General features: G+C 65.0%; 10 protein-coding genes. 5 read left to right on the plus strand and 5 right to left on the minus strand.

Going from position 1 to position 14,774, the window contains the following annotated elements; genetic code table 11:
- Positions 1-3 precede the first annotated feature (3 nt).
- A complete protein-coding gene (locus D472_RS0104240) occupies positions 4-1,041 on the plus strand; it encodes a methyltransferase (RefSeq protein ID WP_017603259.1) in 1,038 nt (345 codons plus the stop codon).
- A gap of 12 nt (positions 1,042-1,053) precedes the next feature.
- Positions 1,054-1,764, plus strand: a complete 711-nt coding sequence (locus D472_RS0104245; RefSeq protein WP_026117369.1) for a thioesterase II family protein — start codon at positions 1,054-1,056, stop codon at positions 1,762-1,764.
- Positions 1,765-1,834: 70 nt separating this feature from the next.
- Here D472_RS0104245 and D472_RS0104250 read toward each other — a convergent pair whose 3' ends face one another.
- Both D472_RS0104250 and D472_RS0104255 read right to left on the minus strand, forming a co-directional pair.
- On the minus strand, positions 1,835-2,830 hold the full coding sequence (locus D472_RS0104250) for an acyl-CoA dehydrogenase family protein (RefSeq protein WP_017603261.1): 996 nt from the start codon (positions 2,828-2,830) through the stop codon (positions 1,835-1,837).
- Positions 2,831-2,834: 4 nt separating this feature from the next.
- Positions 2,835-4,001 carry an acyl-CoA dehydrogenase family protein gene (locus D472_RS0104255; protein ID WP_152447899.1) on the minus strand — a complete coding sequence of 389 codons (1,167 nt, stop codon included), beginning with the start codon at positions 3,999-4,001 and terminating at the stop codon, positions 2,835-2,837.
- Positions 4,002-4,214: 213 nt separating this feature from the next.
- On the opposite strand from D472_RS0104255, the gene D472_RS0104265 reads away from it, so the two are divergent.
- From D472_RS0104265 to D472_RS0104275, 3 genes are read left to right on the plus strand one after another with little or no spacing between them, the layout of a single operon-like run.
- Complete coding sequence (locus tag D472_RS0104265; protein ID WP_161625096.1) at positions 4,215-7,424, plus strand: non-ribosomal peptide synthetase; 3,210 nt, start codon at positions 4,215-4,217, stop codon at positions 7,422-7,424.
- Positions 7,425-7,429: 5 nt separating this feature from the next.
- Positions 7,430-8,170 carry a thioesterase II family protein gene (locus tag D472_RS0104270; protein ID WP_239642909.1) on the plus strand — a complete coding sequence of 247 codons (741 nt, stop codon included), beginning with the start codon at positions 7,430-7,432 and terminating at the stop codon, positions 8,168-8,170.
- 12 nt (positions 8,171-8,182) lie between these two features.
- Positions 8,183-11,953, plus strand: a complete 3,771-nt coding sequence (locus D472_RS0104275) for an SDR family NAD(P)-dependent oxidoreductase (protein WP_017603266.1) — start codon at positions 8,183-8,185, stop codon at positions 11,951-11,953.
- A 30-nt stretch (positions 11,954-11,983) separates the two neighbouring features.
- Here the strand turns inward: D472_RS0104275 and D472_RS0104280 are convergent, their stop codons facing one another.
- The 3 genes from D472_RS0104280 to D472_RS0104290 are packed head-to-tail and all read right to left on the minus strand — an operon-like array spanning position 11,984 to position 14,774.
- On the minus strand, positions 11,984-12,727 hold the full coding sequence (locus D472_RS0104280; protein WP_017603267.1) for a sulfotransferase-like domain-containing protein: 744 nt from the start codon (positions 12,725-12,727) through the stop codon (positions 11,984-11,986).
- A complete protein-coding gene (locus D472_RS0104285; RefSeq protein ID WP_017603268.1) occupies positions 12,724-13,494 on the minus strand; it encodes a thioesterase II family protein in 771 nt (256 codons plus the stop codon). Before D472_RS0104285 ends, D472_RS0104280 begins: the two co-directional genes overlap by 4 nt.
- Positions 13,494-14,774: a cytochrome P450 gene (locus D472_RS0104290; RefSeq protein WP_017603269.1), complete on the minus strand. Its 1,281-nt coding sequence runs from the start codon at positions 14,772-14,774 to the stop codon at positions 13,494-13,496. Before D472_RS0104290 ends, D472_RS0104285 begins: the two co-directional genes overlap by 1 nt.

The raw sequence follows: 14,774 nt of genomic DNA on the forward strand, positions 1-14,774 counted from the left end.
GCGGTGAACGGGGCCCAGGGCACCCAAGGGGCACCGTCTTCCGACCCGACCCCCCTCATGAGGATGACCACCGGCCTGTGGGTCTCCCAAACGCTCTCCGCTGCGGAGGAGGTCGACCTTTTCACCTTTCTCTCGGAGAAGGGGGGAAGTGATCTCACCGAACTCGCCTACGGGTTGAACCTTTCCGAGCGTCCCACCGAAGTGCTCGTCACCGCCTGTGCGGCCCTTGGGCTGCTACGGCGGCAGGGTGATCACATCGTCAACACCGACCTGGCCGAGGATTACCTGGTCCGAGGCACCCCATATTTCCTGGGAGACTACATCCGTATGTTGCGCGAATTCGTCTATCCGGGTTGGATGCGCGTCGCCGACGCCGTCCGTGAGGACCGGCCGGTCCGTGACGAGTCCGCTCCCGGTGCGGGAATCTTCGCCAAGGAGAACCGCCCGGCGTTCTTCTGGAACGGACTGTGGCCGCTGTCGGCCCTGACCGCACAGACCCTGGCCGCGGAAGTCGATCTGTCCTTCATCACGTCGTTGCTCGATGTCGGCGGGGGCGGTGGTGCCTTCGCTGTGGAACTGTGCCGACGGTATCGGGATCTGTCGGTCACGATCTACGACCTTCCGCACGTGTGCGAGCACACCCAGGAGTTCCTTCGGGGCATGGACCATGGGGAGCGGGTGCGTTTTCACGCAGGGGACTTCTTCGCGGAGGACCTACCCAGGGGACATGACGCGATTCTGTTGTCCATGATCCTTCACGACTGGGCCGAGGAAGCCAACCGGGAACTCCTGGACAAGTGCTACAGGGCACTGCCCGCCGGAGGGCTGATCGTGATCAGTGAACTCCTGGTCGACGATGACCGGTCGGGCCCGTTGGAGGCCGCCCTCATGAGCATGAACATGTTGGTCGGGACGCCCGGACGTAACTACGCGGTGGGAGAGTACCGATCCTGGTTGGAGGACGCGGGTTTCACCCGAACACGAGTCGTCTCCTTTCATGCTCCCGGAGCCAACGGTGTCGTCCTCGCCCGAAAACCATGAAGGGAGATTTCAGTGGGTTCTCAATGGTTCCTGAGAGAACCATCCGATGAGTCGGAATCCCGCCTCCTGTGCTTCCCCTATTCGGGTTGTGGAGCGTCGATGTTTCGCCGATGGCCCACTCACCTGGGTGGAATGGAGGTCCTCCCCATCCAACTCCCCGCTCGGGAGAACCGAATGCGCGAACCGCACTTTGGAACTTATGAGGAGCTCGCCTCCGATGTCACGGAGGGGATCGCCGAGTACCTGGACCGTCCCTACGCGGTCTTCGGTCACTGCGGCGGTGCTTTGCCTGCCTTCGAGACGGTGCTGCGGATCGGAGAACGAGGGCTGCGGGCACCCGATCGCTGCTTCGTTTCCTCACAGGTGGCGCCGCAGGATGGTCCCTACGGTCGGTTTCTCGGATTGGATGACAACGGGTTGCGTCAGGAACTGCTCAAACTGTTGAAAGCCCTTGGTTCTGCTGATCCCCGTCCGGATCTGGTCGAGCTGTTCCTGGAGGTCCTGGAAGCGGACCTGGAGGCCAATCGGAGATACCGCAAGGAGATCGCCGAAGGATTCCCCTGTCCGGTGACGGCGATCGGGTGGAGTGATGACGTCGAGGTGCCCTACGGTCGCATGACCGGGTGGGCGGAGTGGGCGGAGACCGACTTTCCGGTCCTCAAGGGGTCCCACTACACTTTCTTGGAAGCGCCCGAGGAGCTTCGGGAAACACTCGGGATGTGATCGATCACCACTCATGGCGACTCCCTCCAGGACTCCGGGTACCCGGAGGGAGAACGGCCACAGCCCCTGGTCAACCCAGGGCTGCCAGACGCCAGAGCTCGGCGGGGGTTCCCATACGCAGCCCCTCGATCGAGACGAGGCGGTAGATGATGGCGGGGACGGAGTGATCCAGCATCCCCCGGACACCATGGAGTTGCACGCACTTTCGGGAGGCCTGGAAAGCGTGCTCGACCGCGGCGGCCAGGAGCAGAGCGGTGTCCTGGGTACCGGCCCGCCCACGGTCACAGTTCCAGCCCGTCTCGTGGGTCAACAGGTTCCAACCGTCCCCCTCGCCGGAGAGGCGGGCCAGGCCGTGCGCGACGGTTTGTAGTTCCACCAGCGGCTTCTCGTATTGATGACGGCTGTTGACGTGGTCACGTGCTTCCGAGATGGCCCGACGCGCCAGTCCGAGCAGGAGCGCCGCCTGACGCACCCGGGCGAAGTTCAGTGCCGTTTCGACACGGCCGTCGTCAATGAGCACGGGGACACCTTCCGCGAAGTCCAGGCTCATTCGTAACTGAGGCGTCCCCAGTCTTCTCACCTTCTCGATCCGGCAACCGGGAAGGTCGGGGGGAACGAGGTACCAGCCGGTCCCGCCGTCATGTTCCCTCGCCCGGACCACGAGCAGGCCGAGCTCGGCGACGGGTAGACACTCGCTCTGTCCGTGGAGGCGCCCCTCGGCGTCGGCACTGATCACAGGCGTGGTGTGCGTACCCACGGTCATCGCGTGTCGAATTCCCTTGATCAGCTCCAGTAGGAGTGAGTCCGGGATGTCGTCGGGGTCCACCAGCTCCAGGGCGAGGACGGTCTCACGGTACGCCCCGAACGGTTCCAGCCCGTACCCCAACCGCTCGTTCACCATGATGTCGGCGTCCAGTCCCAGGCCGAGACCGCCACTTTCCTCTCGGATACTCAGCGCGGGCAGACCGATCGAGGCCAACTCGGTGTGCGGAACCCCGGTTCTGGTCAGTACGGTGTCCACGGCGTTGGCCAACCGTTCCTGAATCGGGTCTATACGCAGGTCCAAGGCGCTAACCTCCCGTAGACGCGTGGTCGAGAAGACGGGCACCCGCCACGATGTCGAGCAGTACCTCCGACGCGCCGCCCGAGATGGTCATGCCCGGGGCCTCGCGGAACGCGGCGTCGAAAGTGTGGGGCCCGGGTTCGAGCGCGTCCACTCCCCATGTCTGCACCGCCCACCAAGCGATCCCCTGGGCGGTCTCGCTGCAATGCCATTTGGCCAAGGACGCCTGGGCGATGTCGGCCTCGCCCTGAGACAGTCCTTGGAGGACGCGATAGCACAACAAGTGGCTCGCGCGCAACCGAGCGCGGTGGTGGGCCAGGCCGACGAGTTCCTCCACATGCGGTTCTCGACCGGCTTGGGTGATGCGGGCGGTGATCTGTTCCAGCCAGTACCGCGCCCGGGCGTAGTAGTCGAGCCCGTTGCGTTCCGCGGTGAACATGCGTGTGATCAATCCCCAGCCCTCACCGACCCGGCCGAGTGTGGCCTCCCTCTCGACACGCACGTTCGTCAGGCGTACGTCGTGGAACTGTTCGTCGGAGAGGCTGGGGATCGGACGAATCGAGATCCCGGGGCCCGTGAGCGGTACGAGGAACAGGGTGATGCTTTCGTAGCGGTTGGTCTCGCCTCCGTCGCGTACGGCGCACAACGCGAGGTCCGCGTAGGCGGTCTTCAGGTTGTACGTCTTACGGCCGTCGAGGGTCCAGGACCCGTCGTCGTTACCCGTCGCGCTTGTGGTGATGCCCGCCAGGTCCGAACCGTGACCGGGTTCGGTGAACAGGATGCACATGGTGAGTTCGCCAGATGCCAGCCGTGGCAGCAGGGTCCGCCTCTGTTGGTCTGTACCCGACTGGAGGATCAGGGATCCGACGATCTGGACGGAGATGTAGTACAGACTTTGTGGTACTCCGTACTGGACCATGTGTTCCAGAAGCTTCACTGTGGCCGTGGGGTCGGCCTCCAGGCCTCCGTACTCCTTCGGCCACGAGGGAGCGAGGAGGCCGGCACGTCCGAGGTGTCGGTAGAGAGGGCGTGGATCACCGTCCATCCCGTCGGCACGGTGATGCACCTCATCTAGCAGCTCTTGTGTCTTCGGTGAGGAGAGGACGGTGATCAACCTTTGCTCGAACTCCACGGTCGAGTCAGGGATGTCGAAGTCCATGTCAGCGAACCTCATCGTTCCTTTTATGTAGATTTTGATATAGTGTATCGCTAATTTGAGGGTCAAGATTGCATCTAATCTACAGCACACTCTTCACTCTTGCTTGGGGCAGAGGCTATGAGCCGACAAAGTGGACTTCTTCGCCGACTTCGACAGCTGCCTCGTGAACGGCGAGAGGAGTTCCTCGCGCAGCTGGACGGGGTCACCCCGGGGGCTAGGACAGCGCCTTTGAGTCTGCGTCAGGAGCAACTCTGGTTGTTCGACCGGGTTGCGCCGAGCACGACCGCGTACGGCATAGGGTTCCGTTTCGAGTTGGAGGGCCCACTTGAGGTCGATGCCTTGGAAGAGGCGGTGAACGATGTCGTCGTGCGCCACACGGCGCTTCGGACCGTCTTTCCGCACGACTCCGAGGACGGCGTCCAGATCGTTCATCCTCCCCAGAGGATCCGACTATCACCCGAGGAGGCCCGGGATCTCGACCGGGAGGAGTCTCGGCTTCACCACGCCTGGCTCATTCGGTCCGACCTGGACAGCGTGCTCGACGTGGACCGAGGTCCGCTGGCCCGGTTCCGACTCCTACGTCATTCCGAGAAACGACATGTCCTGCTCCTGGCCACCCACTACCTGGTCATGGATCCGCGCTCGCTCGGCATCTTGCACGGTGACCTCGCCACCGCCTACGCCGCCCGGGTCCAAGGGCACTCACCCGAGTTCGAGGAACCCGCCCCGAGCCACGGCGACTTCGCGATCCGGCAAAGGGAATGGGTCGAAGGAACCGAGGCGAGGACGACGGCCGAGTTCTGGGGGCGTGCTCTCGCCGGTTGGGAGGCCACCGAGCTGACTCCGGACCTGCCCCGGCCCCGGCGGCTTCGACTGACCAGCGGTACGGTGTCCCGCCCTCTCTCACCAGAGACGGTCGAAAGGGTACGGAGTCTGGCGGGACGACTCGATGCCTCCGCCGAAGACGTCCTTTTGGCGACCTACTTCACTCTGGTGGCCCGCTCTACGTCCCGTGATGATCTGATCATCGGGCTGCCCAGGGACGTCCTCGCCCCCTTCGAAGGACGAGCACTCGTCGGTGACTGTGGCAATCTCCTGCCGATTCGTGCCGAGGTGGATTTCGGCACCAGGTTCACGGACCTAGTGCGATCGGTGCGTGACCGAAGGGCCGAAGCCGAGCAGCACGCCCGACTGCCCTTCAAAACCATCCTCGACAGCCTCGGCATCGAACCCGATCCGGCACGCCTGCCCTTGGTGCAACTCGGCTTCAGCGTCCCCCATGACACCGGTGCTCCGTTGGAGAGCGCGGGCCTTCACATTCGCGTCGACAAGGTGGACACAGGCGTCGGTTCCTTTGAACTGGAACTGGAGGCCGCCTGGAACACGACCGAGCCGAACATCGTGTTCCGCTACTCGACCTCTCTCTACCATGAGGCGACCGTCGAGCGACTCATGGACCGCTACCTTCGCCTGCTGGAGGGTGCGTGCTTCGCACCGAACGGCACACTCTTCACGCTTCCCCTCACCGGCCGGGAGGAACTCGACCTGGTCACGGACTCCTGGAACCGGCCCCTGGGCGACCATCAGGACGAGTCCATCCAGGAGGTGTTCACCCGAGTGGTGGCCGAGAACCGGCACCGAACCGCAATCGCCTGGAGCGGCGGCGAGTTGACGTATGGGGAGATCGACTCCTGGAGTGACCACGTCGCCCATGTACTGCTCGGCGAAGGCGTGGGGCCGGAGACCCTGGTGCCCGTGCTGGTCGAGCGCGGACCCGAGATGGTCGTCGCCATCCTGGGGGTGCTCAAGGCAGGGGGAGCATACGTCCCCATCGATCTCACCCAGCCTCCGGAACGAGTGGAGACGATTCTGCAGGACTGTGGCGCCTTCCTGGCGCTGATCTCGGAGCGGGCGCGGCAACTGGTCGGAACGGCGATTTCGACCGTGGACATCGGCACCGTCCCCAGATCGGCGCCCCCGACCACGCCTGACCGGCCGGTTTCCCCGGAGCGACTGGCCTATGCGATCTACACCTCCGGTTCGACCGGACGACCCAAGGCCGTGCTTGTGGAGCACCGGAACGTCGTCAACTTCATTCGGACGGTGCGGGAGATGTTCGCCCTCTCGCGCGAGGACCGCATCCTCCAGTTCGCGTCACCGGGATTCGATGTCTCGATCTTCGAGATCTTCGGCGCCCTGTTCTCCGGAGCTCTTCTGCGGGTCGCCGACATCGAGGAACGTCGGTCCATCGAAGCCCTCGACAAAATTCTGACCGACGAGGGCATTACCGTCATCGACCTGCCACCGGCGATCATGGAGCTGTTGTCTCCTGAGGGCTATCGAAACCTGCGAACGGCCTTCGTGGGCGGCGAGGCGTTCAGTGGGGAACTGACGACCCGATGGGCTCGGGGTCGTGCCTTCTACAACGGATACGGTCCGACCGAGACCACGGTCACCGTGATCGCCAAGCGGTGCGAGGGCGAATGGTCGCATTCACCGCCGATCGGTCGCGCCATGGCCAACCACAGGGCTTATGTGCTCGACCCCGAACTGGGCCTTCTACCCTCCGGCGCCGTCGGGGAGTTGGCCATCGCGGGGTTGGGGGTGGCCCGTGGCTACCTCGGCCGCCCCGATCTCACCGCTGAGCGTTTCCGCCCCGACCCGTACGGCCCCCCGGGATCGCGGATGTACCTGTCCGGCGATCTCGCGTCCTGGGACCAGGACGGCGACCTGCGGTTCCTCGGTCGAACCGACCGGCAGGTCAAGATCCGAGGTGTACGGATCGAGTTGGGTGAGGTGGAGGCCGCCTTGGGCGCGGTGGAGGGGGTGGCGCGCGCGGTCGCGGACGTCACGGTGGATCCACATCGCGGAGCGCTGTTGGTGGCCTATGTGGTCGCGGAAGACGAAACCGATCTTCAGCTCGACGTGGTCAGGGCAGAGTTGGGGAGGCGGCTTCCGCCCACCATGATTCCGGGGATGATCGTCCCCTTGCCCGAGATTCCGCTGACCCGGAGCGGCAAGACCGATCGTCGTGCCCTTCCACCACTGGAGTTCTCCCCGGTAGAGGGGGAGGACGCGAGCAACGACGAGAACAGCACTCCGACGGAACGCGCGGTTCGTTCGGACGTGTTCGCGCCCCTGCTCGGGGGATGGATCGGTAACCATACGAACTTCTTCGCTCACGGCGGCACCAGTCTTCAGGCCATCCGGGTCGCATCGCGCGTCAAGGCGGTGTTCGGCGTCGAGGTGCCCATAGCCGACTTCTTCTCCGCCCCGACCGTCAGCGGTCTCGCGTCCCTCGTGGATCAGGCCTTGGCCCGGGAGCGGCAACGAGTGAGCACCGTTGAAGAGGTCCTGGGACTCATCGAGGGCCGAACGGACGAGGAGATCGCAGAACTGGCCACAGAAGTCGAACAGAGGGCGAAGGAGAGCGAATAGTGTTCGTGGCGGAATCCCTCTGGATTCGTCGGTCCGTACGTTCCTTCCCTCGACTGCGGTTGGTCTGCCTGCCGTTCGCGGGGGGCGGGGCTTCGGTGTTCCAGGCGCTGCCCGGGCTGTTGCCGGAGGCCGTCGAGATCGTGGCGGTGCAGTTGCCCGGACGCGAGGAGCGATCACGTGAAGACCCCCCCGCACGGCTGGATCGGTTGGTGCGTGCGATCGCGATCGCGCTGCGTCCCTACCAGGATCTTCCCCTCGCCTTCTATGGACACTGCGCCGGAGGCCTGCTGGCTTACGAACTCGCTTCGCACATGGGGGCGGAGCAGGACGTGTGGCCACGGCGCCTGGTCGTGGGGGCCCAACCGGCACCGGGTTCGCCCATTCCGGGAGCACACCTGCACGAGCTTTCGGACCGGGAACTGATCGACGCCGTGGCCGGGCGCGGGGGATTGCCGGAGGCGGTGGTGGGCAATACGGCGCTCATCGAGTTCCTACTTCCCCTGTTGCGTTCCGACTTCGCCCTATGGGAGCGCTATGAGCACCGTCCGCGTCCGCCGTTGCCCGTACCGATCAACGTCCTGAGGGGCCGTGACGATCCTTTGGTGGGAAAGGCCGAGGTCGAAGGCTGGCGTGAGCACACCACCGCCGGGGTCACGGAGGCGACGGTGGACGGGGGGCACTACTTCATCAATGACCTGACCGACGAGTCCGCACGTGTCCTGACGAATGCCCTGCTACCGGATTGAGCAAGGAAGCCAATGAACGAGAGTACGGAGTTCGACAAGATCGTCCGCGTCGTCGGTGCCGTCAGTGGGGTCCGTGACGTCGCCGTCGCGGCCGACCGGAGGTTGCGTCACGGAAGGGCCCCGAAGGGCCCGACCACCGTGGCGTCGCTGAGTGGCTCCCCGTTGCCCGGTGACCTGGAATCCACCGTGATCGGTGCTGTGCCACCGCGAAGACCGAGGGCGGTCGGCACGGTGTCGGAGGCGTTGATCACCGCCGCGCGCGACGTTCCCGAGCGGGGGACCACCTATGTGCTCTCCGATGGTTCGACCGATCGGCAGACCTACGCGGAGTTGTTGGACGAGGCTTCCCGGGTGCTCACCGGGCTTCGAGAGCTCGGGTTGCGTGCAGGCGATCCCGTGCTGTTGCAGTGCGGCGACAACCGCACGTTCGTCACGGCTTTTTGGGCATGTGTGCTCGGAGGATTCGTTCCGACGGCGGTGGGTGTGGCCCCCGACTACGGAACGGACAACGCGATCGTTCGTAAACTTCGGGCGGCGTGGGAGCTCCTGGACGAACCCCTCATCCTCACCGAGACTCCGTTACGGGACCAGGTCTTGGCGTTGGCGGTACGGTGGGGAGCGGGAAAGGCACGGGTGGCCTCTGTCGCGGAGACCATGGCGCGGTCGCCTGCGGAACCCTTCCCGGTCGGGCCCGACGATCCTTTCGTGAATCTGTTGACCTCTGGAAGCACGGGCGCCCCTAAGTGTGTGCACCACACCCACCGGTCTGTGGTGGCGCGTACCTACGCCGCCATCGAGGCTAACGGGTTCACCGAGGACGACGTCTCCCTCAACTGGATGCCGCTGGACCATGTCGGTGGGATGGTCATGTTCAACGTGCGAGACACGTTCTTGGGATGCGAGCACGTGAACGCGCGCACCGAAGCGGTGATTCGACGCCCGCTGAACTGGTTGGACTGGTCCGAACGTTTCGCCGTCACCACGACCTGGGCGCCCAATTTCGCCTTCTCCCTGGTGAATCGGCACGAGGAGGAGATCAGGGAGGGGCGATGGGACCTGTCCCGGCTGCGCAACGTCTGTAACGCGGGAGAGGCTGTGGTGGCCCGAACCGCGTTCCGATTCCTTGACCTGCTGACCCCGCACGGACTGCCTCCCACCGCCATGGTGCCTTGCTGGGGGATGTCGGAGACTTCATCGGGCGTTCTCTACTCGAACCTGGACGCGCATGACCCGACCGTGGGAACGCTCTCGGTGGACCCGGCGTCGCTTGACGGCCGGGTCGAGAAGGTGGAACACGGGTCACCGGGCGCACTGACCCTGGTCGAGGTGGGCACCCCGGTGGCGGGTTTCTCCTTCAGGATCGTCGATGACCAGGGACGGGTCCTCCCGGAGGGGAGGGTCGGACGCCTACAGGTGGCCGGGAACACGGTCATGCGTGAGTACCTGCGAAACCCGGAGGCCAACGCGGCCTTCGTCGGTGACGGGTGGTTCGACACCGGGGATCTGGGGCTGGTGCATGAGGGACGACTGACGCTGACCGGGCGGCGCAAACATATGATCATCGCCAACGGAGTGAACCACCCCGCACAGGAAGTGGAGGCCGTGGTCGAACAGGTGCCGGGAGTGCGGCCCGCCTGTTCGGCGGTGTGCGGGATCCAGGACGAGGAGACGGGCACCGACGCCGTCCTCGTCTTCTTCGTGCCGACGGAGGAGGGCGCGGCGGACCTAGGCGGTACCGTCACCGCGGTTCGCGAAGCACTCGCCCGTGACCTGTCGCTGATGGCGAAGTACATCGTTGCGGTCACTGAAGGAGAGTTCCCTCGGGCCCCAGGAGGAAAGGTCCAGCGCGAACGGCTTCTGGAAGCGTTCCGGAACGGGCGCTTCACCCACTGTACCCACGATGGTGTGAGCGCACACGGGCATCGGACGGAGGATCCGGGCCTGGAACGGGTGATGTCCCCGGTCGAGAAGCTCCCCTCTGAAGGGTCCGAGGATTCGTGGACCGTCGTGTACGCGTCGGCTTCGGCGGGCTGGCCGCGGGCCCTACGCGGTTCCTTCAGTGTCATTCACCCCGGCACCGAGGAGCCGGGTGAGGCTCCCACGGAGGACGTCCTGCGTGTGGAGGACACCGCCGACCCCGTCGAGCACGGGCGGGTCCTCACCGAACTCATCGGCCGGCGAGGAAAGCCCGAGCGTGTGGTCTACGCATGGGAGACAGGGGAGGAGACCAAGGGGGACGAGAGGGCTCCCGCCCGTTTCCTCGCCGCACTGGCGGCGATCGCCCGCTCGGCTCCCGAGGCGGAACTCACGGTGGTGACCCAAAGGGCCTTGGGTGTTCACAACACCGACCCCGTCATCCCGGCGCGGGCGGCGCTGACCGCGATGGTGCGCACCGCGGTGACGGAGGGGACGCTGTCGAGCATCACTTTGGTGGACGCTCCGATTGACGCCGACGACCGGAGCCTCGCGGACCTGGCCATGACCCGTTACGACGCGGACGTCACCGGGGTTCGAGACAGGACGGGATATACCACTCGGCTTCGAGAGGTCGACTCGACCGGGGCTCGCGACGTTCCGACCAGGTTCCTTCCTCCCGGCGGGACCGCCCTGGTGACCGGAGGCCTCGGAGGGTTGGGACGCAGGGTCACCGAACACCTCCTGGTCTCCTGTGGCGCGCGAGTTCTCGTCATTGGACGGACCCCGGAGGATCGACTCACGGGTGCGGCGCGAGAGAATCTGGCCGAACTCCGCGACCTGGGCGAAGTGCGTTACAGGGCACAGGACGTGGCCTGCGTCGATGAGCTGTCCCAGACGGTGGCCGAGGCCGAACTCGCCTGGGGGCGTTCACTCGATCTCGTCGTGCACCTCGCAGGGGCATCGATCGCCCCCCAATGGGAGCGGTTGTCCGCGCACGAACTCACGCGTGAAAGCGCCGAGTGGTTGGACGACATGCTTCGACCGAAGCTGGGGGGTGGAGCGGCGATCGAGTCCCTGCTGGAGCGGCGCCCCGAAACCGCCGTGATTCTCTTCTCCTCGGTCAACGGTCTCTTGGGCGGCAGTGGTTTCGGTGCGTATTCCGCAGCGAATGCCGCACTCAGTGGTTACGCTCACCGCTGGTCCGCACACGGGCGGCCGATACGTTGCCTTGAATGGAGCATGTGGTCGGGGCCCGGGATGAATGAGGGGAACCCCCTCGTCTCGGCCGCGTTGAGCCGCGGGCTGCGTTCGATGGATACGGCCGAGGGTATTGCCCAGATGTTGGACGCGCTGAACCAGGACGCGTCCTTCCTGGTACTCGGCGCGGACATCGACAACCCGGCGATCAAGGCTTGGTTGGCCCCCGATCAATTCCGTGGGGCAAGTGTGGTCGTGGCCATCGTGTCCGAAGACGGGGAAGACCAGGCGAGGGTCCGTAAGGAGGCCTCGACGGCTCTCTTTCGGGCCGGTGTGCTCGCCCAGATCACGATGAGACCCACGATCGTGCGTGATGCCGCGGGTCGTGTGGACGAAGTCTCCGTGCTTTACTCGGCGAACGAGAGCGAATCCCCCGGCAGTGCACCGCAGGGGGCCGATGAGATCTCGGTGGCCGAAGGAGTCGGTCGGGTCCTCGGTCTTGACCGGGTCGGCCGGGATGATTCGTTCTTCGTTTTGGGGTTCGACTCCATCCGGTCGGTACAGCTGGCGGAGGAGATCGGTGGTCGCTTCGGTCAGGAAGTGGCCGTCGGGTTGCTCTACGAGTACCCGACGGTTCGTGCACTGGCGGGTGCCCTCAGCCAAAGGTGAGAAAGCACCGACGGGTGCGGGTCGGGCCGGTCAGGGCACGATCCGCACCCGCCGTTCACGCAACCATTCATAGTGCGGAAGGTGGTACCGGTAGAAGGGGCCCAGCAATGGGTGCTCCTCGACGTAGGTGTGGTCCTTGCCGGCGTGGTCACGTCGCACTCCGCTGCTCTCCGCGGCGTCCTTGTGCCACTTCGCGGTGCGACGCCACTGGGGGAGCAGTGCGGGGGACCATTCCATCGCCTCGGGTCGGTGGTCGATTCCGACCTTCTCGCAATAGGCCCTGACCGTCGCCTCGGGATGGGTGACCAGGTCTTCGGAATCTATGATCATCGAATCCCCACCGGACCGCTCCACCGCATAGAAGATCTCGCGGAGCCGGGCGAAGCCGATCTCGTCCCGGGCCAGCCGAGGGTTGAGCCGATGGTGGGACGCTATCGCCTCGCGTGGGTCCCGGATCAAAAAGGTGTGTGACGCCCCTCGGAGGAACTCCTCGGCGCTCAGCAGCTCGGGGTAGTAGAAATCGGTGGTGTCCTTGACGAACACGGGCATCCGGTCGGAGAGCGTCGAGAGGCGATCCATGAGACCGCGCTCATCGGTACACAGGGCGCCGTCCACCTCGACCTCTCCGAAGTCCTTGAGATGGGAGAACGGTTCGTGCAGGACCATGAGATCGCCACGCTCGTGCATGATCCGCAAGAACACGGTGGAGCGGCAACGCGGCGGACTCCACAAGATCTGTAGTGCGTGGGGAGGTCGAGACCCGGAGCGGTTCACGTACCCTCCCCCATGTTCGCCACCCGCTTGGCCCTGTGACCGATGGCGGCGATGATCTCGTCCAGATTGTCCCTCGGGAAGAAATGGTCTCCGGGAAGCACGAACTGCTCGAAGCCCGCGATGGTCTCCTGACCCCAGCCCGTCATTTCCTCGGGGGTCACCTCAGGGTCCTTGTCTCCGCACCAGGCCAGGATCGGACAGGACAGGGGAACTCCCGAGCTGTATCGATAGCGCTCGATCAGGGAGAAGTCGGCGCGGATCATGGGAAGCAGCAGATCCACCAGTTCGTCGTTTTCGAGGATCTCCTCTCCTGCGGCTCCGTAGTCGCGCAGCATGCGAAGAAATTTGGCACGGGGCAGGTGGCTGACTCGATTGCGGGGCCTGACCAGCCGAGGAGAGGGGCGAGCACTCACGAAAAGGAACCCCACCGGTCTGTCCGTATCATCCAACCGTCGGGCCACTTCGAACGCCAAGATCGCCCCCATGCTGTGCCCGAAGAGCAGTGGTGACGTCGACTCGCTTCCGATGGCCTCCGCGATCCTGTCGGCGGCGGTGGCCAGGTCATCTACCGGTGGTTCCGTCATGCGGGGGCCTCGCGCGGGTAATTGGATGGGAACGACTTCGACTGTGGAGTCGAGATCGTCGTGCCACCCCGCGTAGAAGTTTGCCGTGCCACCGGCGAAAGGAAAGCAGTACAGACTCTGCCGAGCGGTCCTGGACCGGAACCGCCGTTCGAACCAGACATCATGTGGCGCGCCGTTGCCCATCAGCGTTCCTCCATCGTGGGAACGGCGTCGGTGTCCTTCCGAGGAGTGAACCGGACGTTCATGTTCTTGACCCCGGCGACGAAGTTGGAAGCCAGGTGGCGAACCTCCCCGACCTGCTCGACCCCGTCGAACATCTCCAGTAGTTCGTCGAGGAACAGACGCAACGCGAGGTTGGCCAGCCCCGCCCCGATGCAGTAGTGCGGTCCGACCCCGAAGGCGACGTGGCGGTTCGGTCGCCTGGTCACGTCGAAACGGAAGGGGTCGTCGAAGACACGCTCGTCCCGGTTGGCCGATCCCAGCCACACACTCACGGGTTGGTCGGCGCTGATCCGTTGGCCTCGCAGCGTCACCTCCTGAGTGGTGTAACGCATGAAGTGACTGGCGGGAGAGGACCAACGCAGCACTTCCTGCAAGCACCCCGGTCGCAGGGACGGATTCTCGCGGACCTTGCGGAACTGTTCGGGGTGTCGGCCCATCATCTCGATCATCGTGCAGACGACGTGGGGGGTGGTGACGTTGGCTCCAAGCAGGAGCGCATAGCAGTTCAGCATGAGTTGCCGCTCGCTGAGCGGTCCCTCGTCGAGGTCCATGGAGCGCAGGATGCCGATGAGGTCCGTTCCCGGGTCCGAGGGCGAGCGACGGCTCACCTCATCACGGAAGTAGGCGAACAGTTCGTGGTGGGCCTGTCGAACGGTCGCCTGGGGTGATCCGATGGAGTAGTCGGGGTCGTCGTAGGCGATGGTCATCGTCGTGAGTTCCGACATCCGTCGCCAGTTCTCTTCGGGTAGCCCCATGATCGAACCGGTGAAGGCCATCGGGAACATCAGGGCGGCCTGGGCCATGTCGAGTGGCTCTCCGTCCAGGGCCGGACGCAACAGCGACCTGACGATGTCGCGCACACGACTCTCGTGTTCGGCGATGGCCCGCGGGGTCAACGCCCGATTCAGCGGTTCACGGAGGCGGCGGTGCCGTGGAGGGTCGCTGTCCGGCATCATGTCGTCGGAAGCGATGTCGGGCATGCTCAGGTCCACGATGCACAGCATGGTCCCGCGGCGTGAGGAGAAGATGCGATGGTCCTTCAGGACCCGGGTCACGTCCTCGTACCGAGTGACGACCCAGAACGGCTCACGTCCGTCACCGGGGTCACAGAGGTGGACGGGGCGCTCCTCGCGCAGAGTGGCCCAGAGAGCGTGAGGATCGGCGAAGGCGTAGTAGGCGGAGTCCAGGAGGTTCAGGTGCTCGAATTCCACGGGGGCGTAAGGGGGGCGAGAGAGCAACAC

It is taken from the genome of Nocardiopsis alkaliphila YIM 80379 (assembly GCF_000341005.1).
GTDB classification, from domain to species: domain Bacteria; phylum Actinomycetota; class Actinomycetes; order Streptosporangiales; family Streptosporangiaceae; genus Nocardiopsis; species Nocardiopsis alkaliphila.

What these genes read in the sequence shown, in the direction of transcription:
- D472_RS0104285 (WP_017603268.1), bottom strand. Translation starts at nt 13,494, where the DNA reads ATGGGCAACGGCGCGCCACATGATGTCTGGTTCGAACGGCGGTTCCGG.
- D472_RS0104275 (WP_017603266.1), top strand. Translation starts at nt 8,183, where the DNA reads ATGAACGAGAGTACGGAGTTCGACAAGATCGTCCGCGTCGTCGGTGCC.
- D472_RS0104255 (WP_152447899.1), bottom strand. Translation starts at nt 4,001, where the DNA reads ATGAGGTTCGCTGACATGGACTTCGACATCCCTGACTCGACCGTGGAG.